We start from the raw sequence: 25,935 nt of genomic DNA on the forward strand, positions 1-25,935 counted from the left end.
GTGCCCCGGCTGTTCCCCTCCCTGCGGGGATACCGGTGGCAGTGGCTGAGCCGGGACGCCCTGGCCGGGGTGACGGTGTGGGCGATCCTCGTGCCCGAGGCGCTCGCCTACGCGACGATCGCCGGTGTCTCGCCCGTCGTCGGCCTCTACGCGGCGCCCGCCGCCCTGATCCTCTACGCCGTCTTCGGAAGCTCCCGGCACCTGGTGGTCGGGCCGATGGCGGCCACGGCGGCGCTCTCGGCGGCGGTCGTCGGTGACGTCGCGGGAGGTTCCGGCGCGGACTTCGCCGCGCTGACGGCGGCCCTGGCCGTCACGGTGGGCATCGCGGCGCTCCTCGCCGGACTGCTGCGCCTCGGCTTCCTCGCGAGTTTCATCTCCGAGCCGGTGCTGAAGGGCTTCATCGTGGGCCTGGCACTGACGATCATCGCGGGCCAGTTGCCGAAACTCTTCGGTGTCGAGGGCGGATCGGGGGACTTCTTCGAGAAGATCTGGGCCCTGATCGGCGACCTCGGCGCGACCAGCGGCCTCACGGTCCTGGTCGGTGCCGGCAGTCTCCTGCTGATCCTCGCCCTCAAGCGGATCGCCCCGATCGTGCCGGGCTCGCTGATCGCGGTGGCGCTGGGCATCGCGGTGGCGGCGGTCTTCGATCTCGAGGACCACGGCGTCGCTGTCGTCGGCGACATCGACACCGGGCTGCCCTCGTTCGGCTTCCCCGACGTCTCGCTCGCCGACCTCGGCGCTCTCGCCGCCGGAAGCGTCGGCGTGCTGCTCGTCGCCTTCGCCGAGGGACTCGGGGCCGCGAAGGACTACGCCGTCCGCGGCCACTACGAGATCGACGCCGACCGGGAGCTGATCGGGCTCGGCGCCGCGGGCCTGGGCGCCGGCCTGTCCAGCGGCATGGTCGTCAACGGCAGCCTCTCGAAGACCGCCGTCAACTGGTCGGCGGGCGCACGGACCCAGCTGTCCGGTGTGTTCGTCGCCCCCCTGACCGTGATCACGCTCCTCTTCCTCACCGGCCTCTTCGAGAAGCTTCCCGAGGCGGTGCTCGCGGGAGTGGTGATCGCGGCGGTCGTCGAACTGGTCGACCTCGCCTCGCTGGCCGCCCTCCACCGCGTCTTCACCCGCAGGCTCGGCCAGGACTACGGCGTCGCCGCGCGGCCCGACTTCCTCGCCGCCGTCGCCGCGATGCTCGGGGTGATGGTCTTCGACACGCTGCCCGGCCTGTTCATCGGCATCGGCGCCTCCCTGCTCCTGCTCCTCTACCGCTCCTCGCGCCCGGTCGTCAGCGAACTGGGGCAGCTGCCGGGGAACGGGCACTTCACCGCGCTCGACCGGCACCGGGAGAGCCGCAGGATCCCGGGGGTGGTGGTGCTGCGCGTCGAGGGGGGCGTCTACTTCGCCAACGCCGAGCGGATCCGGTCCACGGTGGCGAAGGCCGCCGGCAGGGACGGAGCCACGGCGGTCGTGATCGACGCCGAGACCGTCCCCTTCATCGACGTCAGCGCCGTCCGCATGCTCGACCAGCTGGCCGGGGAACTGGCGGGCCGAGGGGTCCGGCTGCTGCTCGCCCGCGACGTGGGCCAGGTGAGGGACGTGCTGCGCACCGCGGACGCCGGGGCGGAGCTGAGACACATCCATCCCACCGTGCGGGAGGCGGTCGAGGCCGCCAGGACCGACACGTCATCCGACGGGTGACGGCAGGCACCCTCTCGCCCCCGCCTCTCCCGGGGAGGTTCGCGCGGTGCGGCCGTAGCGGTCCACTGCTCTGGTCGTCGGAGTGTTTGCCCCACGTCACACCCCCTGGGCGATGTTCCTCACAACCGTCGACTCCGACGTGTGCCCGTGTACAGTGAAGACCGCCCTTGACCTGCACAAAGCCGGCAGGGAGCCGTCTTCCAGGAGTTGAAAATGCTGCGCACCATGTTCAAGTCCAAGATCCACCGCGCCACCGTCACCCAGGCCGACCTGCACTACGTGGGATCGGTGACCATCGACGCGGATCTGCTCGACGCCGCCGATCTGTGGCCCGGTGAGCTCGTCCACATCGTCGACATCACCAACGGCGCCCGTCTGGAGACCTACGTCATCGAGGGTGAGCGCGGGTCCGGCGTCATCGGGATCAACGGGGCCGCCGCCCATCTCGTCCACCCCGACGACCTGGTGATCATCATCAGTTACGCTCAGATGACCGACGCCGAGGCGCGGGAGTTCGAGCCGCGCGTCGTGCACGTGGACGGCGCCAACCGCATCGTCGCCCTCGGCGCGGACCCGTCCGAGCCGGTGCCGGGCTCCGACCAGGAGCGCAGCCCGCAAGCCGTGCCGGTGGCCTGAGTCCCCGGAGCAGGAGCAGGAGCGTGCGATGAGCGACACCGAGATCCGTGACGACCGGGCGGCGGGCCGCCTGGAGGCGGTCCTGGGCGACGAGGTGGTCGGCCGTATCGAGTACTTCGTCCTCGACGAACCGTCCCGCGCCCTGGTCCCCGTCCACACGATCGTGGAGCCCGCCCACGAGGGCAAGGGCATCGCCGGCTCCCTCGCCCGCGAGCTGTACCGGACGGCGGAGCGCGAGGGCGTCGTCGTCGCACCCCTCTGCCCGTACGTCGTCAAGTGGGCCGAGCGGCACCCGGACGAGGCCCCCGCGGCCGACCCGGAGCTGCTCGCCGCCGCGAAGGACTGGCTGCGGGCGCATCCCGGGCGGTTCTGACGGTCCCGGAGCTCGTCCGGAGCGTGCGTGGTGCGGGCGGGTGACTGTCCGCGCCCGCCCCGGGTAGGCGGGGCAGTAGTCCAGAGCCGACCCGCGTCGAGTGGCTGGAGGACGCCATGACGAACCCGCATCCGGACCCGGTACCCGGACCGGCGCCGGACCCGGAGCCGCCCCACCCGGAGCCCCACCCGGTCCCGCCCCCGGAGCCCCCGCCGGCTCCCCAGCCGCCCACGCCCGGGCCGCCTCCGCCCACGCCGGGCCCGCCGCCCGGACCGGACCCGGTGCCGCCGGGACCGCCGACTCCACCCGACCCGGTGCCGCCGGGGCCGTCCCCGTCGCCCATTCCGCCGGGGCCCGAGCCGGTGCCGAACCCCGAGCCCGGGCCGCCGCTCAGCTGACCGCCGGCCCTACGAGGGAGGCGCGATCTCGAACCGCGGCGGGCGTACGGTCGCCAGGCACGACCGGTCCGCCGCGGTCGGGGACCGGAAGAACGACACGGTGATCGACTGCGCGCACGGAGACTCCGCGAACGCGACATGGGCGACGTAGGGCACCGTGACCACCGTGGACCGGCTCAGCGTGCGGGCGACGTACGCCCCGTTGCTCGCGCCGGTCTGCGCGTCGAAACCGGCCGACATCACGAGCGTCGGGATGGAGCTGCGTGTCACGTTCCGGATCGACGGGGGCGCCGGCGGCACGTCCCAGGCACGGCAGTCGTCGTGCAGGAACGGCAGCTGGGGCGCGTTGGCCAGCACCGAGCGCGGGAACGACGGGAACGCCCGGCGGCCCGCGCGGATCACGTCGGCCTCGGTCTCGTACGGCGTCCACTCCCGGCAGAACACGCCGTACGCCAGGCCGTGGGCCAGCCGTCCGACGGCCTGCGGGCTGAGCTTGCCGCCCGCCCACTGCTCGGCGATCCGCGTCGGGTCGCCGTGGGCCAGCGCGTCGATGGAGCGCGGCACGCCCGCCGCCAGGTGCGTGGCGGAGGTCAGCCAGTTGACCAGGACACCGCCGTCCAGGACGACCTTCACCGGGGACGGCCGGTCCGGGACCCGTACGGTCGTGGTGATCGGGCGGGCCTCCGACCGGCGTACCAGGCGCTCGAACGTCGCCTGCAGGTTCGGGTAGCGGCGCGCGCAGGCCGGCTGCTCGGCGCAGGCGCGGAACAGGCCGTCGAAGCCCTGCCGTGCCGCGCTCCAGGTCAGGCTCGCGCCGGCCAGGGACGGCGGCAGGACGCCGTCGATGCCGACGGACCGGACGCCCTGCGGGTACCGGCGCATATAGGTGAGCGCGAGGTCGGTGCCGTAGGAGATGCCGAAGACGTTCCACCAGCGCAGGCCGAGGGCCGCCCGCAGGTCCGCGTAGTCGGCGGCGCTCTCGGAGGTGTCGTAGGCGGGCAGGTCGGCGCCGAGGCGGACCAGCCGGTTCCGGCACTCCCGGGTCGCCCGGACGTGCAGCCGGCCGGTCGAGGGGGCGTTGTGGACGAGGCTCACCGCGCGGGCGTTGAACTCGTCGATGTTCGGGCAGGTGAGGGCAGGTTCGGCGGAGTAGGTGCCGCGCTGCGACATGAAGACGACGTCCCGGTCGCGGTTCAGACCGCCGTTCACGGCGAGCTGCGCCTCGGACACCGCGTCGTCGCCGGGGCCGCCCGCGAACCACACGATCGGGTCGGACGCCCGCCGCTCGACCGCCGGGACGATCGCCACCTCGAGCGTGATCCGGCGTCCACCGGGCCGCGACCGGTTCTCCGGCACCGTCAGCGTGCCGCAGCGGGCGCCTTCCAGGGCGGGCACCGGGTCGGCGGTCCGCGGGCAGGGGCCCGGCGTGTAGCGGGCGTGCCCGGCGGTGCGGGCCACCGTGCCGAGCGGGGCCGGCCCGTCGCCGCCGGCGTGGGCGGGCGGCACCGCGAGACCGGTGACGAGAACGCCGGCGGTGGCCGCGGCGAGCGCGGCCGGAAGCCAGGAGTGGGGGCGGGCGACGGTCATACGGGCTCCGGTGGGGGAGTGAGGGCGGCTCATGCGGCCTCGGTGCGGGAGTGAGGGCGGATCACGCCGCCTCGGTGCGGGAGTGAGGGCGGATCACGCCGCCTCGGTGGGGGGTGAGGGGCGGCTCATGCGGACTTCGGTGGGGGAGTGATGGTGACCGGCTTCGGGGCGAGCCCCGCCACGCAGCGGGTGTCGGGCCCGGTCGGGCGGGTCAGGAAGGACGCCAGGACGCGTTGCGCGCAGGGCGACTGCGGGACCACCCAGTGCCCGACGCCGGGGATGCGGACCGTCGTCGAGCGGGACAGGGTGCGGGCCGCGTAGGCGCCCCAGCGGGCCCCGGTCTTCGCGTCGAACGTGCCCGACAGGACCAGCGCCGAGACCGCGCTCGTCGTCGTCACCCGCTGGACGGCGGTCCGGTCCGGGACGTTCCAGACGCGGCACACGTCGTGCTCGAACGGCAGTTGCGGTGCCTGTGCCAGTACGCTGTCCGGCCAGCCGGGGAACGCCCGCCGGCCCGCCCGCAGCAGGTCCGCCCGCGAGTACCCGGGGACCCACTCGGCGCAGGCCACCGACTGCGTGAGCCCGTGCGCGAACTCGCCGACGACCGGGGTGGCGCCCGCCGCGCGGGCCCGCGCGAACCGCTCCGGGTCGCCGTGCGCCAGCTCGTCCAGGGCCGCGGGCACGTCGACGGCCGGTACGGCGTTGGCGACGAGCAGATTGACCAGTGCGCCCCCGTCGAGGACGACCCGCACCGGCGCACCCCCGGACGGCGGTGCCGCCATCACCGTGAGCGGCCGCGCCTCCAGCCGCCGGACCTGCTCGGTCAGCGTGCGCCGCAGGTAGGGGTAGCGGTGCGCGCACCGGGGCTGGGCCGCGCACGCGGCGAAGATCGTGTTGATGCCCTCGCGGGCACTGTCCCACGTCCACGGCAGGCTGACGACCTGCGGCGGGACCACGGAGTCGATCGCGACCGAGCGGACGCCCCAGGGGTGCCGGCGCAGATAGGTGAGCGCGAGATCGGTGCCGTAGGAGTAGCCGTAGACGTTCCACCGCTCGATCCCCAGCGCCCGGCGCAGATCGGCGAAGTCGGCGGCGTTCTCGGTGGTGTTGTAGGCGCTCAGGTCGACGCCGGAGGCCGTGAGGCGGTCCCGGCACGCCCGGGTCGCCTGCACCAGGCGGCGGCCGGTCGAGGGCGCGTCGTAGCGCAGCCCGACCGCCTCGGCGTAGAAGCGGTCCACCTCCGGGCAGGCCAGGTTCGGCCGGGAGTGGAGGGTGCCGCGCTGCGCCATGACGATGAGGTCTCGGTCCCGGTTCACGCCCGAGTCGATCAGGAACGGGATGTCGCTGATCGCGTCGGCTCCGGGGCCGCCCGTCATGAAGACCACGGGGTCCGCTGCGGGCCGTCCAGAGGCGGCGGGGACGATCGCCACGGTCAGCCGGACGCTACGGCCGCCGCGCCGGGCACGGTTCTCGGGCACCTCCAGGTACCCGCACCGGCCGGGCACCGGCTCCGGTGTCGTCGGGCAGGGGCCCGGCACGAAGCGCGCCGGCACCAGCGGCCGGGGTGCGCCCCCGCCGGCGGCGCTCGGGGTGGGGGCGAGGACGGCGAGGAAGGCCAGTCCCGCCGTGACGAGGGCCGCGCCTGAGCGCGCGCGTCCCCGGTGCCGGGTCCGGCCGCGCGGCGCCGGGCAGCCCGTTCCGAAGTCCTGTTCGGCCATGTGATCCCGTCTCTGGAACGTCCCGGCCACACCGGCGTCGTCGACACCGGAGGGCGCCGTCCGCCCTCATGGATCGTGGCGGGCACGGCGTAGGCCAGCCTCGGCGGGCGGCCGGGCGCCCACCACTCGGGAACGCCACTCGGGCAGTCCGCCTCACCCGGACAGCCGTCCGCCCCACACACCGGTGGGCTGACCGGGTGCGGGGCGGACGACGCGACGGAACAGGCGGAGGCCAGAGGCTTTCAAAAGCCCCTGGACAACCGCTAGGCCGACACCTCCGAGCGGTCCCCGCCCCACAGCGTGTGGAACGAGCCGTCCCGGTCGGTCCGGCGGTAGGTGTGGGCGCCGAAGAAGTCCCGCTGCCCCTGGGTGAGCGCGGCCGGCAGGCGCTCCGCGCGCAGCGCGTCGTAGTAGGCGAGGGCCGCCGCGAAGCCCGGCGTGGGCACGCCCTGGCGGGTCGCGGCGATCAGGACCTCGCGCCAGTCGTCCTGCGCGTCGGCGATCTCCTGCGCGAACGTCTCGTCCGACAGCAGGCTCGGCAGGTCGGGGCGGGTGTCGTAGGCGGCCCGGATACGGTCCAGGAACGCGGCGCGGATGATGCAGCCGCCGCGCCAGATCGCCGAGACGGCGCCCAGGTCGATGTCCCAGTCGTACTCGTCGCGGGCCGCGTCGATCTCGTGGAAGCCCTGCGTGTACGACACGATCTTCGAGGCGTACAGCGCCTGCTCGACCCGGTCGGCGAACGCGGCGGCCTCCGCCTCGCCCAGCGGGGCGGCCTTCGGCCCGGCCAGTCCGCGCGACGCCTCGCGCAGCGCCGCGTGCCCGGACAGCGACCGCGCGAAGACGGCCTCGGCGATGCCCGACACCGGCACGCCGAGGTCGAGGGCGATCTGCACGGTCCAGCGGCCCGTGCCCTTCTGCTCGGCCTGGTCGACGACGACGTCCACGAAGGGCTTGCCGGTCGCCGCGTCCACGTGGGACAGCACCTCGGCGGTGATCTCGATCAGGTAGGAGTCCAGACGGCCCTGGTTCCAGGTGCGGAAGATCTCCGCGATCTGCGCGGGCTCGTACCCGGCGACGTCCCGCAGCAGCTGGTACGCCTCACCGATGAGCTGCATGTCGGCGTACTCGATGCCGTTGTGCACCATCTTCACGAAGTGCCCGGCGCCGTCGGGGCCGACATGCGTCACACAGGGCGCCCCGTCCTTCGCCTTCGCGGAGATCTTCTCCAGCATCGGGCCCAGCGAGTCGTACGACTCCTTCGGGCCGCCCGGCATGATGCTGGGCCCGTTGAGAGCGCCCTCCTCACCGCCGGAGACGCCCATGCCGACGAAGTGGATGCCCTGCTCGCGCAGGTCGCGCTCGCGGCGGCGGGTGTCCGCGAAGTGCGCGTTGCCCCCGTCGATGATCATGTCGCCGGGCTCGAGCAGCGGCGCGAACTCCTGGATCACGGCGTCGGTCGGCTCACCGGCCTTCACCATGATGACGAGCCGCCGCGGGCGCTCCAGCGCCGCCACGAACTCCTTGGCGGTCTCGGCCGCGATGAAGTCGCCCTCGCCGCCGAACTCGTCCACCAGAGCCCGGGTACGCGCCGGCGTACGGTTGTGCACCGCGACCGTGTAGCCGTTGCGGGCGAAGTTGCGGGCGAGGTTGCGGCCCATGACCGCGAGACCCGTGACGCCGATCTGCGCCGAAGTGCTCATGCCGTTGGCTCCTAGTGATCTCGATATGGCAGCGGTGCCACTCACGCCCGCCAGTATTGCCCCTCGTCCATCCTGACGTGCCGGTACGGCGACCGCACATCAGGGTGGCGCGATGTCGCAGGCACATACGCACGGAACGCCCCGGCGCACTCAGCCGTACCGCCTGTTCCCCAAAGAGCGCCCCTTCCGCGCCACTTGGCGTGAACAGGAGGCTGATTTGCCGTCTTGTCATGGCCTGTTCGCGGCGCTTACTTTTGCCCCTCCTGACGCACGTCGAGGGGGGCTCCTCCATGGCCGTACGCGGCCGGCACCGCCGGTACCAGCCGAACAGGATCAACCGCGCCTCGCTCTCCGTCACCGCGGGCGGCGCGGGGATCGCCCTCCCGCTCATCGGCACCGGCGTCGCCCAGGCCGCCGACCTGGACACCTGGAACAAGGTCGCCGCCTGCGAGTCCACCGGCCGATGGCACGTCAACACCGGCAACGGCTACTTCGGCGGCCTCCAGTTCGCCCAGTCCACCTGGGAGGCGTACGGCGGCACCCGGTACGCGGCCCGCGCCGACCTGGCCACCAGGGACCAGCAGATAGCCGTGGCCGAGAAGGTGCTCGACGGACAGGGGCCCGGCGCCTGGCCGGTGTGCTCCGGCCGCGCGGGGCTGACCCGGGGCGGGGAGAGCCCCGACGTCCGACCGGCCGCCGCCACCGCCGAGAGGACGTCCGTCCGGGACGTCCAGCCGCAGACCACGCCCCAGTCCCGCGCGGGCAAGGCCCAGATGTACACGGTGGTGCCGGGGGACACGCTGTCCCGGATCGCGGAGGAGCGGAAGGTGCGGGGCGGCTGGCGCGGCCTGTACGCCGCGAACCGCGAGACCGTCGGCGCGGACCCCGACCTGATCCTGCCCGGCCAGCGCCTCGCGTTGCGCGGCAAGGCGGCCCCGAAGCCGAAGACCCCGGCCCGCGAGCCCGCCGCCGAACCGTCGCGCGACAAGCGGGAGAAGCGCGAGAAACCCGCCACCGACCGGGAGAAATCCTCCACCACCCGGGACAAGCCGTCCACCGACCGCGAGGAACGCGTCACCAAGAGCAGCGGCACCATGGTCGCCCCCGTCGGCGCGAGCACCGGCACGCCCTACCGCAAGGCGGGCTCGTCCTGGTCGAAGGGCTACCACACGGGCGTCGACTTCCCCGTACCGACCGGCACCTCCGTGCGGTCCGTCGGCGCCGGGACGGTGGTGAGCGCCGGCTGGGAGGGCTCGTTCGGCTACCAGGTGGTCATCCGGCACGGCGACGGCCGCTACACCCAGTACGCCCATCTCTCCGCGATCTCCGTCAAGGACGGGCAGCCCGTGACCGCGGGCCAGCGCATCGGGCGCTCCGGGTCCACCGGCAACAGCACGGGCCCCCATCTGCACTTCGAGGTGCGCACGGGGCCCGGCTGGGGCTCGGACGTCGACCCGGTCGCCTATCTGCGCGCGGGCGGCGTCAGGATGTGACCCGGACCCGCTGCCGGTCCAGGCCGGGCGGCGGGTCGTAGGAGCCGTGGACGAGGCCGTACAGGCACACGGGCGGCGCGCCCGCGTCGCCGTACGACGCCCGGGCCGCCTCGGCCGGGACGAGCAGGTCCTCGAGGGCCTCCGGGACGACGACGTCCTCGCGCGCCGGCGCGGGGACCGCGGCCGGCGTGTGCGCGAGGCGCTCGGTGGTCAGGAGGATCAGGCCGCCCGCGGCCACCACCCCGCAGCCGAGCGCGAGCACGGTCCCCGTCGTGCCGTACCGGAAGGCCTCGCCGAACAGGGTGAGGCCGACGGCGGCCGCCACCACCGGGTTCACCACGGTCAGCGTGGCCAGCGGCGCCGCCAGGCCCGCGCCCCGGTAGGCGGCCTGCGACAGCAGCAGACCGGCCGTGGCGAAGACGCCGATGGTCGCCAGTGCCGGAAGGTCGCCGACGGACACCGCGCCGTCCCAGTCGACCGCGACGACCTTGGTGAACACCGAGGACATGCCGAACGCGATGCCGGACCCGGTCGCGAGCAGGGTGCTGCGCACCGCCGGATGCCGGTGGGCGGCCCGGCCCGCGATCATCAGCGCCACCACGAGCCCGCCGGTCACCAGGGCCACGGCCACCCGCTCGGCCGTCGCCAGCGACTGCGCGGGGGAGGCGGTGACCAGGGACAGCAGGCCCGCCAGGCCCACGGTCGCCATGAGGGCGCCCCGCCAGGCCGTCGCGCCGGCCCTCCGGCCCACGAAGAGCGCCGCCATCGGCAGCGCGAACACGATCGTCAGGGCGCCCAGGGGCTGCACCAGGCTCAGGGGACCGAACGCCAGCGCCACCACGTGCAGCAGACCGCCGAGGCCGTTCAGCCCGACCGCGGCCCACCAGCCCGGCCGGCGCATCGGCGCGAACTGCTCACCCGGGGAGGACACCGCGACCCGCTCCTGCACGATCGCGCCGCCCGCGTAGGCGACGGCCGAGACCAGGGAGAGCAGCACGGACAACGCGAGGGCGCTCATGGGCGGCTCCTCTGCGGAGGGCGGGGGCCGTGACCCCGGCGCGGCGAACGGTCGGCCATCATGACCAACACGATGCCGTGCGCGGCTCTTCCCGTCGTCGTCCCAGAGCACCCACTGTGTCGTACTGCTGATGGAGTACGAGAGGGCCGGTCTCATCCTCGGGTCGGGTGTCAGTGTGGGGGACACCCCGAGACACCCGGATACGGGGACGCCGGGCGGGCTTGGTACTACTGCTCCTCGTGGACCTCGACCCCGGCCTCGACGCGCTCCGCCCGCTCGGCGGTTTCTCCGTGCTGCGCACCCGTGCCACCGCGCCCTGCACCGGGACCGTCCTGGCCCGCGCGTATGCCGACGGCGACGCCCTGGACCTGCGGATCCGGCATGTCGCGAACGCCCTGCGCACCCCGGAGGAACGGGTCGCCGCATCCGTCGCGCAGCAGGGCCTGGCCGCCCGTCTGTGGTCGGTCGCCCTGGGCTGCACGGCGCTCTACGGGGCCGTCCCCGACCTCGACCCCGAGACGCTGCGCTGGGACCCCGGGGCCGGCGCCCCCGACGACCTGTGGCTCGGCGAGGTCCGCGCCCGGCCCGCCGACCCGGACACGGTCGCCGTCGTCGTCCTGCACGGGCATCTGGAGCCGCTGGCGGACGCGCTGGGCCGGCGGTACCGGGTGGCCCGGGGGCTGCTGTGGGGCAACGCCGGATCGGCTCTCGCGGGCGCCGCCCGGCAGCTCGACGGCTGGGCCCGCGCCCACGGCCGCCCCGACGCCGCCGCCCGGACCCGCGACCTGACCGCCCGGCTCCTCGCCCACCCCCTCCTGGCCGGCACCGGCACCCTCACCGGGGTCTCCTTCCGGCGCCGCAGCTGCTGCCTCTACTACCGGGTGCCCGGCGGCGGCCTGTGCGGCGACTGCTGCCTCATCCGGCCCCCGCGCTCTTCCCCGCACGCCCCATCTGGGTGACCATGAGGACAACCAGCCGCTGAGACAGGGGGTTCCGGGTGCGAGTGGGACTGCTGACCCGGGAGTACCCGCCGGACGTGTACGGCGGCGCGGGCGTCCATGTCGAGTTCCTGGCCCGCGAGTTGCGGGAGCTCGTCGACCTCGAGGTGCACTGCTGGGGCGAGGGCCGCACGGTGGGCGTCCGACGGCACCGCCCCTGGCCGGTCCTCGACACCGCCAACGACGCGTTGCGCACCTTCTCGGTGGACCTGGCGATGGCCGCCGCCCTCGACGGCCGTGAACTGATCCACTCCCACACCTGGTACGCCAACCTCGCCGGTCACCTCGGCAAGCTCCAGTACGGCATCCCGCACGTGCTGACCGCCCACTCCCTGGAACCGCTGCGGCCCTGGAAGGCCGAGCAACTGGGCGGCGGCTACGCCCTGTCCAGCTGGGCCGAGCGCACCGCCGTCGAGTCCGCCGACGCGGTGATCGCCGTCTCCGGCGCCATGCGCGAGGACATCCTCGGCTGCTACCCGGCGCTCGACCCGGACCGCGTCCACGTCGTGCACAACGGCATCGACACCGCCCTGTACCGGCCCGACCCCCGCACCGACGCCCTGGCCCGCTTCGGACTCGACGCCGACCGCCCGTACGTGCTGTTCGTCGGCCGTATCACCCGCCAGAAGGGCGTGCCGCAACTGCTGCGTGCGGTCCGGCACATCGACCCGGCCGTCCAGGTCGTGCTGTGCGCGGGCGCCCCCGACACTCCGGAGATCGACCGGGAGTTCCGCGATCTGTACGAGGAGCTGAGCCGGGTGCGGGCGGGCGTGCACTGGATCCCGCAGATGCTGCCGCGCCCGGAGGTCATCCAACTCCTCACACACGCCGCCGTGTTCGTGTGCCCCTCGGTGTACGAGCCGCTGGGCATCGTCAATCTGGAGGCGATGGCCTGCGGGACGCCGGTCGTGGCCTCGCGGGTCGGCGGCATACCGGAGGTCGTCGAGGACGGGGTGACGGGGCTTCTCGTCCCGCTGGACGACGACTTCGAGTCGGGTCTCGCGCGGGCCCTGGACGCGGTGGCGGGGGACCCGGAGACGGCCCGGCGGATGGGCGAGGCCGGGCGGGAGCGCGCGGTGGGGGAGTTCGGCTGGGACGCCGTGGCCCGCCGCACGGTCCGGCTGTACGGGGAGATCCTGAAACAGGCTTAGCGCGCGCGGCTCCGGGCAGGCTGGGATCAACCAGGGGTGAGGGGAGCGGCCATGCGTGGTGGTGGACCTTCGGTACTCGGCATCGTTCTGGCGGGCGGGGAGGGCAAACGCCTGATGCCCCTGACCGCGGACCGCGCGAAACCGGCGGTCACCTTCGGCGGCACCTACCGGCTCGTCGACTTCGTCCTGTCCAACCTCGTCAACGCCGGCATCCTGCGCATCTGCGTCCTCACGCAGTACAAGTCGCACTCGCTGGACCGGCACATCACCACGACCTGGCGGATGTCGAGCCTGCTCGGCAACTACGTCACGCCGGTCCCCGCCCAGCAGCGGCTCGGCCCGCGCTGGTACCTGGGCAGCGCCGACGCGATCCTGCAGTCGCTGAACCTGATCCACGACGAACGCCCCGAGTACGTCGCCGTCTTCGGCGCCGACCACGTGTACCGCATGGACCCGCGCCAGATGCTCGCCCAGCACGTGGAGAGCGGCGCGGGCGTCACGGTGGCGGGCATCCGGGTGCCGCGCGCCCAGTCCTCGTCCTTCGGGGTGATCAGCCCCGGGCCGGACGGGCAGACCGTGCGCCGCTTCCTGGAGAAGCCGGCCGACCCGCCGGGTCTCGCGGACGACCCCGAGCAGATCTTCGCCTCGATGGGCAACTACGTCTTCACCACGAAGGCCCTCATCGAGGCGCTCCAGCGGGACGCCGAGGACGAGCACTCCGTGCACGACATGGGCGGCTCGATCCTGCCGCAGCTCACCGAGCGCGGCGAGGCCCAGCTGTACGACTTCAGCGCCAACCACGTCCCGGGCGAGACCAGCCGCGACCGCGGCTACTGGCGGGACGTCGGCACCCTGGACGCGTACTACGACGCGCACATGGACCTGATCGCCGAGCGCCCCGCGTTCAACCTCTACAACCGCAGCTGGCCCGTCTACACCCACTCGGGCCAGCTGTCACCGGCCCGGTTCAACGCGGGCGGCATCGCCGGCGAGTCCATCATCAGCGCGGGCTGCCTCATCCGGGGCCAGGTCACCCGGTCGGTGCTGTCGCCGGGGGTGGTGGTCGACCCGGGGGCGGTGGTGCAGGGGTCGGTGCTGCACGACAACGTGCACATCGGGCGGGGCGCGGTGGTGCGCGGCGCGGTCCTCGACAAGAACGTCGACGTCCCGCCCGGCGCCACGATCGGGGTCAACCCGGACCGGGACGTGGAGCTGTACACGGTCTCGCAGGGCGGTGTGATCGCGCTCGGCAAGGGCCAGCGGGTCTCGTAGCCGACGGCCGCGTCATGACGCCTCCCGGGTGACGCGCACGGGATGCCCGGTGCCGTTCCCTGTGGTGGAGTGACGTCGTATGCACCATGAGTCCGCTGCTGTTCCGTGCTGTCCGCCGCCTTCATGAGAGGCGGGACTTAATCTGCTGTTAACTGTGCGTAGCCTGATCGTACTTGACTGTAATCGTCAGTCAGCGATTGACTTCAGATCCACCCTTCGCCGACGCGAGGCAAGCCATTGACTTCCGACCTGCTCGCACCTCTCGACCTGGCGTTCTGGAACATCGAGTCCGCCGAACACCCCATGCACCTGGGGGCGCTCGGTGTGTTCGCGGCGCACACGCCGACCGCGGGCGCCCACGCGGCCGACCTGCTCGCCGCCCGGGCCGCCGCCGTGCCGGGGCTGCGCATGCGCATCCGTGACGCCTGGCGGCCGAGCGGGCTGCTGCGGGCGCCGTTCTCCTTCGGCGGCGCCACCCGCGAGCCCGCGCCCGACTTCGACCCGCTCGACCACGTCCGGCTGCACGCCCCGACCGCCGACTTCCAGGCGGCGGCCGGACGGCTGATGGAGCGCCCCCTGGAGCGCGGCCGGCCCCCGTGGGAGGCGCATGTGCTGCCCGGCGAGGACGGGGTGTCGTTCGCCGTGCTGTTCAAGTTCCACCACGCCCTCGCCGACGGGCTGCGGGCGCTGACGCTCGCCGCCGCCGTCCTCGACCCGATGGACCTGCCCGCCCGCCGGCCCCGCCCCGAGGAGCCCGCGCGCAGCCGCGTGCCCGATGTGCGCAGGCTGCCCGACCTGGTGCGCGGCGCCGTGTCCGACGTGGGCCGGGCCCTGGACATCGGGGCGTCCGTCGCCGTGTCCACCCTCGCCACCCGTTCCTCGGCCGCGCTCACCGCCGAGCCGAGCGGCACCCGCCGTACCGCCGGGGTCGTGCTCGACATCGACGACGTGCACCTCGTCCGCAAGGCGGTCGGCGGTACCGTCAACGACGTCCTGATCGCGGTCGTCGCCGGAGCGCTGCGCCGCTGGCTCGACGAGCGCGGCGACGGCAGCGAGGGCGTCGCACCCCGCGCCCTGATCCCGGTCTCCCGGCGCCGCCCGCGCACCGCGCACCCGCAGGGCAACCGGCTCTCCGGCTATCTGATGCCGCTCCCCGTGGACGAGCCCGACCCGCTGCGCCGCCTCGCGACGGTCCGTACCGCGATGGACCGCAACAAGGACGCGGGCCCCCACCGGGGAGCGGGCGCCGTCGCCCTGCTCGCCGACCATGTGCCGGCGCTCGGGCACCGCTTCGGCGGGCCGCTGGTCGCCCAGGCCGCCCGGCTCTGGTTCGACATCCTCGTCACCAGCGTCCCGCTGCCCGGCATCCCGCTGAAGCTCGGCGGCCACGCCGTGACCGAGGTCTACCCCTTCGCCCCGCTGGCCCGCGGCCAGTCCCTGGCCGTCGCGATCTCGACGTACCGGGGTGGTGTGCACTTCGGTCTGGTCGCCGACGCGCAGGCCGTACCCGACCTCGACGTGCTCGCCCGGGCCGTCTCCGAGGAGGTCGCCGGGCTGATCGCCGTCTGCGATCCCTGATCGTCCGCACCCCGCCCGCTTCGCCGGATTCCGGTCGAGGGGCCGGAATTTTGGAGGACGGGCCCGGCGCTCCGTACAATTCCGCGTTCGAAAGCGAGCGCGACCGGAGCGCCGCGGGTGATCAGGGAACGGCAGCGGCGATGACGGTGACAGAGGACGGCTCGACGGCGATCAGGACCGGGGCCGGGGAGGAGCCCGGCGACGACGTCGTGTACGGCCCCGGCATCGACCCGGAGCGGCTGGCGGTCTGCCTCAGCGTGCTCGAGGAGCTCGACAAGCTGGAGGTCGACCACCCCGACGCGATCGCCGTGCGCCGGGCCACCGCGGGCGTCTACCGCACCGTCAAGCAGCGCCGCCGCCAGGAGCGCCGGGCGGCGAAGACCGCGCACGACAAGGCGGTCACCGAGGCCACCGCGACCGGCTCGGCCCAGCGCATCGACGACGAGACCGAGGGCCTGCTGCCGTCCTCCCGCACCGAGGAGGGCCGGATCGCGGGGATACTCCAGCGCCCGCGCTCCTGCTACACCTGCAAGACCCGGTACGTCGAGGTCGACTACTTCTACCACCAGCTCTGCCAGGACTGCGCCCGGCTGAACCGCTCGAAGCGGGACGCGCGGGCCGACCTCACCGGCAAGCGCGCCCTGCTCACCGGCGGCCGCGCCAAGATCGGCATGTACATCGCCCTGCGGCTGCTGCGGGACGGTGCGCACACCACGATCACCACGCGCTTCCCGAAGGACGCCATCCGCCGCTTCAAGGCGATGGACGACTCCGCGGACTGGATCCACCGCCTGGAGGTCGTCGGCATCGACCTGCGCGACCCGGCGCAGGCCGTGGCCCTCGCCGAGCAGGTCGCCGAGGCCGGCCCGCTCGACATCCTCGTGAACAACGCCACCCAGACCGTGCGCCGGCTGCCCTCCGCGTACGCCGCGCTGGTCGAGGGCGAGAGCGCCCCGCTGCCCGCCGGCGAGCTGCCCGCCCACCATGTCATCGGCGCCTTCAACTCGGGCGCGGTCGACGGTCTCACCGCGCTGCCGGTCGGCGCGAGCGGCCTCGACGCCCAGAAGGTCGCCGACCTCGCCCTGGTCGCCGGCAACGCCAGTGTCGCCCGGCACCTGGACGGCACCGCCATCGACGCCGGCGGTCTGGTCCCCGACGTCGTGGACTCCAACACCTGGGTGCAGACCATCGACCAGATCTCCCCGGTCGAGCTGCTGGAGACCCAGCTCTGCAACTACACCTCGCCGTTCATCCTGATCAGCGCGCTGCGGCCGACCATGGCCGAGGCCGCGCGGAAGGCGTCGAGCGGACGGGCGTACGTGGTGAACGTCTCCGCGATGGAGGGCGTCTTCGGGCGCGGCTACAAGGGCGCCGGGCACCCCAACACCAACGCCGCCAAGGCCGCGATGAACATGGTGACCCGCACCAGCGCGCACGAGATGTTCGAGGCCGACGGCATCCTCATGACCTCTGTCGACACCGGCTGGATCACCGACGAGCGCCCGCACTACGACAAGCTGCGGCTCGCCGAGGCCGGCTTCCACGCCCCGCTCGACCTGGTCGACGGCGCGGCCCGGGTCTACGACCCGATCGTGCGCGGCGAGGCGGGCGAGGACGTGTACGGCGTCTTCCTCAAGGACTACGCGCCCGGCAAGTGGTGATCCCGGCCCCGCCTCGAATCGCGGTGATTCGGGGCGGGTTGGCCTGATCCGGGCGGGTCCTCCCCGGGCTCGAGGTGCGGGCAGCCCCGGATCGGAGCCGCGTTGCGCCGAACGGGTGACGGACAAATGCCGTGTACGGCAGCGAAACAGGGAATGACGGCCGGGTGACTACCGGTCGACTCCGGAGATTTACACGTTGTTTGCAGCCCCATCGAGCAGGCATGCGCTCATTTGGTTAATCTGGAGCGGACGGACAGCGCCACAGGGTCCCAACCCACACCCATGGTCCGTCCCGGGACAAGCCGGTGCACAACGGCCTGCTTGCACACCAGTTACCGACGCCACCGCGTCCGAGTCGACGTTGAGCTGGACCCGAAGGGGCGTCAGGAACCGGATGGCAGTCAGGCCGGCCCGCCCCCGAGGGTGATCCGACACAGAAGGAGTGCGCGGTGACACCTGAGAAGACGAACGGCGAACAGCGCCCGAAGGAACGCACGGAGCGCGCGGGTCGCGGGACCAAGGAGATCGGCAGCCTGGACGTGTGGGCCCGGTCCGCCCCCATCCGGCTGGCGGGCTACGAGGACGACCTCGCCGAACCCCACATCCTGCCCAGCGTCGACTGACGGGGCGGGACCACCCACCGAACGCGGAGAGCCGCGGCCGACGACCGGCCGCGGCTCCGCCATGTCCGGCGCCGATCCAGCATCCCTTCCGTTTCCTTCGCCGTTCATCCATTTGCCTAAACGCTTTAGGTGGATGCATACTCGCTTAAGGCAAGTGGAAGGATCGTTGTGGCACGCGTAGGACTCACTCCGGACCGGCTGGTCCGCGCCGGCGCCGAGCTGGCCGACGAGATCGGCTTCGACCAGGTCACCGCGTCGGAACTGGCGCGGCGCTTCGGTGTCAAGGTGGCGAGCCTGTACTCGCATGTGCGGAACACCCAGGACCTGCGGACCCGGATCGCCCTGTTCGCGCTGGAGGAGATGGCCGACCGGGCCGCCGACGCCGTCGCCGGACGCGCCGGCAAGGACGCCCTCGTCGCCTTCGCCAACGTCTACCGCGACTACGAGCGCGAGCACCCCGGCCGGGCCGCCGCCGCCCGGATGCCGCTGGACCCCGAGACGGCCGCCGCGAGCGCGGGCCCCCGGCACGCCCAGATGACCCGGGCCATCCTGCGCGGCTACGACCTGACCGAACCGGACGCGACACACGCCGTCCGGCTGCTCGGAAGCGTCTTCCACGGGTACTCCAGCCTGGAGTCGGCGGGCGGCTTCCGGCACAGCGCGCCCGACTCCGAGGAGACCTGGAACCGGATCCTGGACGCCCTGGACTCCTTGCTGCGCAACTGGCCCACCGAGCCCACCTCCTGATCGACAGGCTGAGGACATGACCACCGAGCACGACTGGATCACCACCACCGTCACCGCGGACCTGCTGCGCGGCGCCCTCGACACCGAGCGGACCGAGCAGGGGCTGCTGCCGCACCGGCTGCCCGCCCGGGCCCGGGCGCAGAACACCGACGGGCAGCTGGCCATGGCCGAGTCGCATCCGTCCGGCGTACGGCTCGTCTTCCGCACCCGGGCCACCCGGGTCGAACTCGACGCCCTGCGCACCCGGCGCAGCTACGTCGGCGTGCCCGAGCGGCCCGCCGGCGTGTACGACCTGCTCGTCGACGGCCGCCTGGCCGCACAGGGCAGCGTCGACGGCGGCAACGTCGTGGTCGTCGACATGACCACGGGCACCGACGAGCACCGGCCGGGACCGGCCGGAACCGTCCGCTTCGACCCGCTGCCCGAGGGCGACAAGGACGTCGAGATCTGGCTCCCGCACAACGAGACCACCGAGCTGATCGCCCTGCGCACCGACGCCCCCGTCGAGCCCGCGCGTGACCCCGGCCGCAAGGTGTGGCTGCACCACGGCAGTTCCATCAGCCACGGCTCGGACGCCGCGAGCCCCACCGGTATCTGGCCCGCCACCGCCGCCGCCCTCGGCGATGTGGAGCTGGTCAATCTGGGGCTGGCCGGGAGCGCCCTGCTCGACCCGTTCACCGCCCGCGCCCTGCGCGACACCCCGGCCGACTTCATCAGCCTCAAGATCGGCATCAACCTGGTCAACCTCGACCTGATGCGCTCGCGTGCCTTCGGGCCCGCGGTGCACGGCTTCCTCGACACCGTGCGCGAAGGGCACCCGACGACACCGCTGCTGGTCGTCTCGCCCATCCTGTGCCCGATCCACGAGGACACCCCCGGGCCCTGCGCCCCGGACGTCGAGGGGCTCCGCGAGGGCCGGCTGCGGTTCGTGGCGATGGGCGACCCGGCGGAACGCGCGTCCGGCAAGCTGACGCTGAACGTCATCCGGGACGAGCTGTCCCGGATCGTGCGGGAGCGGGCCGCCGACGACCCGCACCTGCACCACCTCGACGGCCGCGAGCTGTACGGCGAGGCCGACTTCGCCGAGCTGCCCCTGCCCGACGATCTGCACCCCGACGCGACGACCCACCGCCGTATCGGCGAGCGGTTCGCCAAGCTGGCCTTCGGCGACGGAGGGCCGTTCGCGCGGGAGCTGTGAGCCGGGGCCTCAGTCCAGCGGGGCCGTCCTGCGCCACGGGCGCAGCCGCTCCACCTGCTCCGCGAGCGCCAGCAGCGCCGCCTCGGAGCCGGGGCGCCCCACCAGCTGCACCGCGGTGGGCGCTCCGGACGGCAGGGTACCGAACGGCACGGCCATCGCCGGCCAGCCCGTGAGGTTCCACGGCGGGGTCAGCGGCGAGTAGTTCGTGTTGGCCAGCACATTGCGCAGCCAGCCCCGCTCGTGCCACGGCACGGACCGCGGGGAGCGGCGGGCGAGGGCCGGGGTGAGCAGGACGTCGTACTCGGCGAAGAACGGCTCCAGCCGGGTGCGCAGCCGCTCCCGGTCCCCGCCGGTGCGGGCCCGGCCGACGAAGCGCCGGCCCACGGCCGCGTGCACCCGCGTCCGGCGGGTCAGGAGCCCGGTGTCGAGGCCCTGGGCGTCCACGGAGGTGCCCGCCGTCCAGTGCGTCAGCGCGGTGACGCCCAGCGACATCGGGTACGGCGGATCGGCCCGGCGCACCTGGTGGCCGGCCTTCATCAGCAGCGCCGCCGCCTCCCGGGCGGCACTCGCGTACGGCTTGCTGATCGTGACGCCGGCGATGGGGCTGCGCAGCGACACCGCGATCCGGTAGGTGTCCGGCGTCTCGGGGGCCGCCGACGCGCGGCCGGCGAGGACCGACAGCATCAGCCGGGCGTCCTCGACGGTCGTGGCGAGGGGGCCGTTCTCCGACATCCCGAACCAGTCGCCGTCGCCGATGCCCGCCGGGACCACTCCGGTGCCGGGCTTGATGGTGACCAGGCCGCAGTTGGCCGCCGGGATGCGCAGGGACCCCATGCCGTCGTTGCCGAGGGCGAGCGGCACCAGGCCCGCCGCGACCGCGGCCGCGCTGCCGCCCGACGAACCGCCCGCCGTGCGGGAGGTGTCCCAGGGGTTGCGGGCCGTGCCGTGCACGCCCTCGGTGGTGCCGAAGACGCACAGCTCCGGCACGTTCGTCAGACCCACGACCACCGCGCCGGCTGCGCGCAGCCGGGCCACGGTGACATGGTCCTCGCCGGCCGGGGTGTCGGGTGTCGCCGCCGAACCCACCCGCAGCGACTCGCCGCGCACCGCGAGGTTGTCCTTGACGGCCACGGGCACGCCGGCCAGGGGCAGTTCGGCGAGGTCGGGCCGGGCGGCCACCTCGTCGGCCTCGGCGAGCGCCGCCTCCCTGCGGACCACCCGGAAGGCGCCCACCCGCCCGTCGAGCCGCTCGATCCCGGCCAGATGCTCGGCCACCACCTCCCGGGGTGTGGCCTGCTTCTCGCGTACGGCGGCGGCGATCTCGGCGGCGGTCCGGCCGACCCAGCTGGTCACGGGCGCTCCTCCTGCATACTCGCGAGTATTCAGGAGAACTCTGCCCCTCCCAGGGCCCGCCGTCGAGAGGGTCCCGGGCTTGGACATTCGCGAGGGTGTCGTTGGACTCTTCGCGGCGGTGCCCGCGGCCGGTACCCCGCTGACCTGCCTGTCCTCCGGCCAATACGTCAACTCGACGCTCTCCGGGCCCATTGACAGCCCCTGGACCCGGTTCAAGGATCAGCCATCCGACGCATGGGGGTGGTCCGACGAGGGGACGCTGGAGAACGGCCGGAGTCCTCGCGGCGCTGGCGCTGGTGCTCACGGCTCCGCTGCCGGCCGCCGCGAGGCAGGAGCCTGCCACACCGGTCACGGTGCCCGCGCCGACCGACTGGACCCCGGGGCCTGGCCACTACCGCCACACCCGCGCCACCCGCCTCGTGGCCGACGGCCAGGAGGAGCGGCGCGTCGCCGGCACCCTCGCCGACGACCTGCGCGCCGCCGGACACGGCACCGTGCCCGCGGTGCGCGGCGGCGCCCGGACCGGCGACATCGTGATCGACGTCCGGCCGGACCGCGCCTCCCTCAACACCGAAGGCTACGAACTGCGGTCCGGCGCACGGCTGTCGGTGACCGCCGCCACCGAGACCGGTGCCTTCTACGGCACCCGCACGGTCCTCCAGCTCCTCGGACGACCCTGAGCGTCACCGACGACGGCCGGCTCACGCAGTACCCGCCGGACCACCGCACCCCCGCCCTGTGGCACCTGAGCACCCGACGGCGGCGGGTGTCGCCGACCTGCTGGAGCGCCACGGTTTCGAGCCGCGCCGCGAGGGTGACACCGTCGTCCTCGGGAACTGCCCCTTCCACCTTCTGGCGCGCAAGCACGTCGAGACGGTGTGCGGCATGAGCCTGCATCTGTTACGCGGGGCGCTCGCCACCTCCGGCGACACCGGCTACGAGGCGTGCCTGGCGCCCGGCCGCTGCTGCGTGGTGCTGGAACCCGCTTCCTGAGGAGGCGGCCGGTGTTCGAATCCGGTTGACCGGAGCCGTGCCGTGCGGGTGGATGGAGGGCATGGCCGACATCCAGGGCACATACGACCGTCTCTTCCTCGCCGTCCCGAACGCGCTCGCCGGGATGCTGGACGCCGGTGACGCGGGCGGCTCCGTCGCCGTCTTCGTGGACGGCGAGCCGGTGGTGGACGTCTGGGGCGGACACGCGGACGCGGACCGCACCGCCCCCTGGGAGCGGGACACCCTCGTCAACGTCTTCTCGGTGACCAAGACGATGACGGCCCTGTGTGCCCTCGTCCTGATCGACCGGGGCGCACTCGACCCGGACGCGCCAGTGGCCACGTACTGGCCGGAGTTCGCGGCGGCGGGCAAGGACAAGGTGCTCGTACGGCATCTGCTCTCGCACACCGCCGGGCTGCCCGACTGGGACGGGTCGGTCGAGGACCTCTACGACTGGCCCGCCGTCACCGCGCGGCTGGCGGCGCGACCGCCCCGGTGGGAGCCGGGCACCGCGGCCGGATACCACTCGCTCACCCAGGGCTTCCTCGTCGGCGAGGTGCTGCGCCGGATCACCGGCCGCAGCGTGGGGGAGTTCCTCGCCGCCGAGGTGACCGGGCCGCTGGGCGCCGACTTCCACATCGGCCTCCCCGCCGAGCACGACCACCGGGTCGCCCCGGCGATCCCTCCGGCGGGACGGGACGAGGACTACACGTCGAGCGCGCCCGGCGATCCGGCGGGCTCCGAGGCGGGGAACGGCATGCGCGTCCGGGACGGCAACAGCACGGCCTGGCGCCGCGCGCAGATCCCCGCCGCGAGCGGCTACGGCAACGCCCGCTCGGTCGCGCTGGTGCAGTCCGTCCTGGCCTGCGGGGGAGAGGTGAACGGCGTACGGGTGCTGTCCCGGGCCGGCTGCGACCGCGCCCGCGAGGTGCAGTTCGACGGGGACGACCGGGTGCTGGGGATGCCGACGCGCTGGGGACTCGGGTACGGCCTGTTCGGGAACGCGTGCGGGTGGGGCGGCTGGGGCGGGTCCCTGGTGATGATCGAGCCCGACAGCCGGCTGGTCGTGGCCTATGTGACCCACCAGATGCGGGAACCCGCCGAGGACACCCGGGGGATGGAGATCGTGACGGCGGCGTACGAGGGGCTTCAGGGGCTGCGCCGCTGAGTCACGCGCCCCGCGCCGCCGCCGTGCTCTCCCTCGGGATCAGACGCGGCACCGGCACCCCCACCGCCCGCGCCGACCCCCCGTCCAGCAGGGCGATCAGTTCGCGGGCCGCCGTACGGCCGAACGCGACGCTGTCCCGGGACAGGGCCGACAGCCACGGCTTGACCATGCGGCACAGCGCGGAGTCCTCCCAGGACACCACCGAGACGTCCGCCGGGACGGAGAAGCCGAGTTCGGCCGCGGCGGCGGTGCCCGCCACGGCCATCACGTCGTTGTCGTAGATGAGCGCCGTCGGGGGAGTGGGCCCCTCGAGCACCCGGCGTGTGACGGCCGCACCCTCCGCGTCGGAGTAGTCCGTCGTCACCGACCGCACCCCGGACAGGCCCAGCCGCCCGGCCTCGGCCCGCAGCGTACGGATCCGGCGTTCGGTGTGGGCCAGCCCCGGCAGCCCGGCGATATGCACGATCCGCCGATGGCCGAGGGCGTACAGGCCCTCCACCACGGACGCCATCGCGGCCGCGTCGTCCGCCCACACCGTCGACAGACCGGGGTGCCGGTCGTCCGGGGCGCCGCCGATCACCACGGCGGGCAGGCCGAGCTCGTCCAGCAGGCCGGGGCGGGGGTCGTCGGTGCGCGGGTCGACCACCAGGACGCCGTCGACCCGGTGCTCGGCCCACCAGCGCCGGTACACCGCGCACTCGTCGGCGACGTCCTCCACCACCTGGAAGAGCAGGCCCAGATGCCGCTCCGCCAGCACCTCCTGGATGCCCGAGACCAGATGCAGGAAGAACGAGTCCACGCCCAGCTTGTCGGCGGGGCGCGCCAGCACGAAACCGACCGTCGCCGCGCCCTCCCCGGACAGGGCGCGCGCCGCCGTGCTGGGCCGCCAGCCCAGCTCCTCGGCGACCCGCCGCACCCGCTCACGGGTGTCGTCGGCCACCCCGGGCCGCCCGTTCAGCGCGAAGGAGACGGCGCTCTGCGAGACCCCGGCATGCCGCGCGATGTCCTTCATCGTAGGCCGCCGCGCCGGTGACCGTCTGCCTGGAGTCGCCGTCATCGTGATCCCCCGTCCATCGCCGTCGCCAGAGTGCGCACTTCGCGCGACCGTGCGCACTAATGCGGTTCAGTGCCCTGATCCTAATGCGGTTCAGCTCGGAACGTCTAATGCGCATTAGTCACTAATGCAATTAGCTGTGCGAGAGCCATTGACGGTCCCGCGCGACGGCGTGCAGGGTCTGCCTCGTCCCACCAACCCGCCCATCAAGGAGGCCGGTTCACGGTGCCCCTCTCCCGTAGAGCCCTCGCTGCCGCATTCGCCGTCTGTGTCGCGCTGCCCCTCAGCGCCTGCGGTTCGTCAGGGGGCGACAGCGCCGGCGCCGACGCCTCCGGCAAGGTCGAAGGGAACATCACCTTCCAGACCTGGAACCTGCGCGCCAACTTCAAGGACTACTTCGAGGGCCTGATCGCCGACTTCGAGAAGAAGTACCCCGGCACCGAGGTCAAGTGGATCGACCAGCCCGCCGAGGGCTACGCCGACAAGATCAGCGCCGACGCGGCGGGCGGCACCCTCCCCGACGTCGTCAACGTCTCGCCCGACCTCGTCGCCCCGCTCGCGAAGGCGGGCCTCGCCCTCGACCTGGACAAGGCCGCCGGGAAGTACCGCGAGGAGTACCTGGACGGGGCCTGGGCCAGCCACCAGGTGCCGGGCCTCAAGGGCACGTACGCCTTCCCCTGGTACCTCAACACCGGCCCGCTGTTCTACAACAAGACCCTGTTCAAGGAGGCCGGGCTCGACCCGGAGCAGCCGCCGAAGACGTACGACGAGGTCTTCGACGCCGCCCTCACCATGGCGGAGAAGACGGACGGCAAGGTCGCCACCCTCGCCAACGTCCCCACCATCGAGGACTTCGGCCGCTACGGCGTCCCGCTGATGAACAAGGAGGGCACCGCCTTCGCGTTCAACGACGCCAAGGGCGTACAGCTCCTCACCAAGTACAAGGAGCTGTACGACGCCAAGGCGCTCGACCCGCAGGCGCTGACCGCGACCCCCGAGTCGTCCGGCAAGAAGTTCCTCACCGGGGCCGTCGCCATGAACCCGGGCAGCGCGCTCGACCTCGGCAACTTCAAGAAGCAGGCGCCGAACCTGTACAAGAACATCGGCATCACGGACCAGATCACCAGCACCGGGCACGTCAACATGTACGTGATGGGCGTGATGGTCAACGCGCAGACCAAGCGCACCCCCGCCGCGGTCGCCTTCGCGCACTACGTCACCGACGCCGAGCACCAGATGTCGTTCGCCAAGAAGGTCGCCATCTTCCCCAGCACCGCCGGCTCCCTCGACGACCCGTACTTCACCAAGGAGGACGGCACCGACGAGACCCGCGTGCGGGTCGCCGCCGCCAAGTCGCTGAAGAACGCGGTGAACTACACGCCCGTGCTGTTCAGCGAGCAGATGAAGACGGCGCTGCGCAACGAGGTCGCCAAGGCGCTGCAGGGCAAGGAGAGCCCGAAGGAAGCGCTCGACAACGCTGTCGCGGCCTGCGACCGGCTCCTCCAGCAGCAGGGCTAG

The 25,935-nt window shown here is 73.3% G+C and carries 21 protein-coding genes and 1 pseudogene; 16 read left to right on the forward strand and 6 right to left on the reverse strand.

From position 1 onward, the window contains the following. The 3 genes from DC008_RS30420 to DC008_RS30430 all read left to right on the forward strand — a co-directional run bounded on the left by DC008_RS30420 (position 1) and on the right by DC008_RS30430 (position 2,704). Complete coding sequence (locus DC008_RS30420) at positions 1 to 1,695, forward strand: SulP family inorganic anion transporter (RefSeq protein WP_244221446.1); 1,695 nt, start codon at positions 1 to 3, stop codon at positions 1,693 to 1,695. Positions 1,696 to 1,908: 213 nt separating this feature from the next. Beyond that, positions 1,909 to 2,331, forward strand: coding sequence for an aspartate 1-decarboxylase (panD, locus tag DC008_RS30425; protein WP_108709720.1), 423 nt, complete (start codon positions 1,909 to 1,911; stop codon positions 2,329 to 2,331). A gap of 28 nt (positions 2,332 to 2,359) precedes the next feature. Beyond that, the gene (locus tag DC008_RS30430) at positions 2,360 to 2,704 is read left to right on the forward strand and encodes a GNAT family N-acetyltransferase (protein ID WP_108709721.1); all 345 of its coding nucleotides are present in this window, start codon (positions 2,360 to 2,362) and stop codon (positions 2,702 to 2,704) included. A gap of 407 nt (positions 2,705 to 3,111) precedes the next feature. Here the strand turns inward: DC008_RS30430 and DC008_RS30435 are convergent, their stop codons facing one another. The 3 genes from DC008_RS30435 to gndA all read right to left on the reverse strand — a co-directional run bounded on the left by DC008_RS30435 (position 3,112) and on the right by gndA (position 8,110). Next, complete coding sequence (locus DC008_RS30435; RefSeq protein ID WP_108709722.1) at positions 3,112 to 4,722, reverse strand: alpha/beta fold hydrolase; 1,611 nt, start codon at positions 4,720 to 4,722, stop codon at positions 3,112 to 3,114. A gap of 92 nt (positions 4,723 to 4,814) precedes the next feature. Beyond that, complete coding sequence (locus tag DC008_RS30440) at positions 4,815 to 6,407, reverse strand: alpha/beta fold hydrolase (protein WP_123954045.1); 1,593 nt, start codon at positions 6,405 to 6,407, stop codon at positions 4,815 to 4,817. Positions 6,408 to 6,670: 263 nt separating this feature from the next. Continuing rightward, positions 6,671 to 8,110, reverse strand: a complete 1,440-nt coding sequence (gndA, locus tag DC008_RS30445) for an NADP-dependent phosphogluconate dehydrogenase (RefSeq protein ID WP_108709723.1) — start codon at positions 8,108 to 8,110, stop codon at positions 6,671 to 6,673. Between the two features lie 290 nt (positions 8,111 to 8,400). On the opposite strand from gndA, the gene DC008_RS30450 reads away from it, so the two are divergent. Then, positions 8,401 to 9,603, forward strand: a complete 1,203-nt coding sequence (locus tag DC008_RS30450; RefSeq protein ID WP_108709724.1) for a transglycosylase family protein — start codon at positions 8,401 to 8,403, stop codon at positions 9,601 to 9,603. On the opposite strand, the gene DC008_RS30455 is transcribed toward DC008_RS30450, so the two are convergent. Beyond that, entirely contained in the window at positions 9,593 to 10,621 is a 1,029-nt protein-coding gene (locus tag DC008_RS30455; protein ID WP_108709725.1) for a DMT family transporter, read from the reverse strand. The two genes, DC008_RS30450 and DC008_RS30455, sit on opposite strands and share 11 nt — an antisense overlap. 221 nt (positions 10,622 to 10,842) lie before the next feature. Here DC008_RS30455 and DC008_RS30460 point away from each other — a divergent pair, with 221 nt between their 5' ends. The 8 genes from DC008_RS30460 to DC008_RS30495 all read left to right on the forward strand — a co-directional run bounded on the left by DC008_RS30460 (position 10,843) and on the right by DC008_RS30495 (position 19,849). Then, complete coding sequence (locus tag DC008_RS30460; RefSeq protein ID WP_108709726.1) at positions 10,843 to 11,580, forward strand: (2Fe-2S)-binding protein; 738 nt, start codon at positions 10,843 to 10,845, stop codon at positions 11,578 to 11,580. Positions 11,581 to 11,618: 38 nt separating this feature from the next. Then, positions 11,619 to 12,770, forward strand: a complete 1,152-nt coding sequence (glgA, locus tag DC008_RS30465; protein ID WP_108709727.1) for a glycogen synthase — start codon at positions 11,619 to 11,621, stop codon at positions 12,768 to 12,770. A gap of 51 nt (positions 12,771 to 12,821) precedes the next feature. Continuing rightward, complete coding sequence (gene glgC, locus DC008_RS30470) at positions 12,822 to 14,042, forward strand: glucose-1-phosphate adenylyltransferase (RefSeq protein WP_108709728.1); 1,221 nt, start codon at positions 12,822 to 12,824, stop codon at positions 14,040 to 14,042. Between the two features lie 237 nt (positions 14,043 to 14,279). Continuing rightward, complete coding sequence (locus DC008_RS30475) at positions 14,280 to 15,620, forward strand: wax ester/triacylglycerol synthase family O-acyltransferase (protein WP_108709729.1); 1,341 nt, start codon at positions 14,280 to 14,282, stop codon at positions 15,618 to 15,620. Positions 15,621 to 15,760: 140 nt separating this feature from the next. Further along, on the forward strand, positions 15,761 to 17,281 hold the full coding sequence (locus DC008_RS30480) for an SDR family NAD(P)-dependent oxidoreductase (protein WP_108709730.1): 1,521 nt from the start codon (positions 15,761 to 15,763) through the stop codon (positions 17,279 to 17,281). 449 nt (positions 17,282 to 17,730) lie between these two features. Continuing rightward, positions 17,731 to 17,904 (forward strand): hypothetical protein, encoded by a 174-nt coding sequence (locus DC008_RS30485; protein ID WP_108709731.1) that lies wholly within the window; start codon positions 17,731 to 17,733, stop codon positions 17,902 to 17,904. A 168-nt stretch (positions 17,905 to 18,072) separates the two neighbouring features. Beyond that, positions 18,073 to 18,651 (forward strand): TetR/AcrR family transcriptional regulator, encoded by a 579-nt coding sequence (locus DC008_RS30490; protein ID WP_055619014.1) that lies wholly within the window; start codon positions 18,073 to 18,075, stop codon positions 18,649 to 18,651. A gap of 16 nt (positions 18,652 to 18,667) precedes the next feature. Next, positions 18,668 to 19,849 carry an SGNH/GDSL hydrolase family protein gene (locus DC008_RS30495; protein ID WP_108709732.1) on the forward strand — a complete coding sequence of 394 codons (1,182 nt, stop codon included), beginning with the start codon at positions 18,668 to 18,670 and terminating at the stop codon, positions 19,847 to 19,849. A gap of 9 nt (positions 19,850 to 19,858) precedes the next feature. Here DC008_RS30495 and DC008_RS30500 read toward each other — a convergent pair whose 3' ends face one another. Then, complete coding sequence (locus tag DC008_RS30500; protein ID WP_108709733.1) at positions 19,859 to 21,202, reverse strand: amidase; 1,344 nt, start codon at positions 21,200 to 21,202, stop codon at positions 19,859 to 19,861. Between the two features lie 353 nt (positions 21,203 to 21,555). On the opposite strand from DC008_RS30500, the gene DC008_RS30505 reads away from it, so the two are divergent. The 3 genes and pseudogenes from DC008_RS30505 (at position 21,556) to DC008_RS30515 (ending at position 23,363) form a co-directional block, all read left to right on the forward strand. Next, entirely contained in the window at positions 21,556 to 21,882 is a 327-nt protein-coding gene (locus DC008_RS30505) for a glycoside hydrolase family 20 zincin-like fold domain-containing protein (RefSeq protein WP_341867306.1), read from the forward strand. An 88-nt stretch (positions 21,883 to 21,970) separates the two neighbouring features. Beyond that, positions 21,971 to 22,195, forward strand: a pseudogene (locus DC008_RS30510) (transcriptional regulator); the annotation flags it as partial. Positions 22,196 to 22,256: 61 nt separating this feature from the next. Further along, the gene (locus DC008_RS30515; protein ID WP_108709734.1) at positions 22,257 to 23,363 is read left to right on the forward strand and encodes a serine hydrolase domain-containing protein; all 1,107 of its coding nucleotides are present in this window, start codon (positions 22,257 to 22,259) and stop codon (positions 23,361 to 23,363) included. 1 nt (position 23,364) lies between these two features. On the opposite strand, the gene DC008_RS30520 is transcribed toward DC008_RS30515, so the two are convergent. Further along, positions 23,365 to 24,375, reverse strand: a complete 1,011-nt coding sequence (locus DC008_RS30520; RefSeq protein WP_181890360.1) for a LacI family DNA-binding transcriptional regulator — start codon at positions 24,373 to 24,375, stop codon at positions 23,365 to 23,367. A 267-nt stretch (positions 24,376 to 24,642) separates the two neighbouring features. Here DC008_RS30520 and DC008_RS30525 point away from each other — a divergent pair, with 267 nt between their 5' ends. After that, entirely contained in the window at positions 24,643 to 25,935 is a 1,293-nt protein-coding gene (locus DC008_RS30525) for an ABC transporter substrate-binding protein (RefSeq protein WP_108709736.1), read from the forward strand.

Origin of the sequence: Streptomyces nigra (assembly GCF_003074055.1) — a bacterium.
Classification (GTDB): Bacteria; Actinomycetota; Actinomycetes; order Streptomycetales; family Streptomycetaceae; genus Streptomyces; species Streptomyces nigra.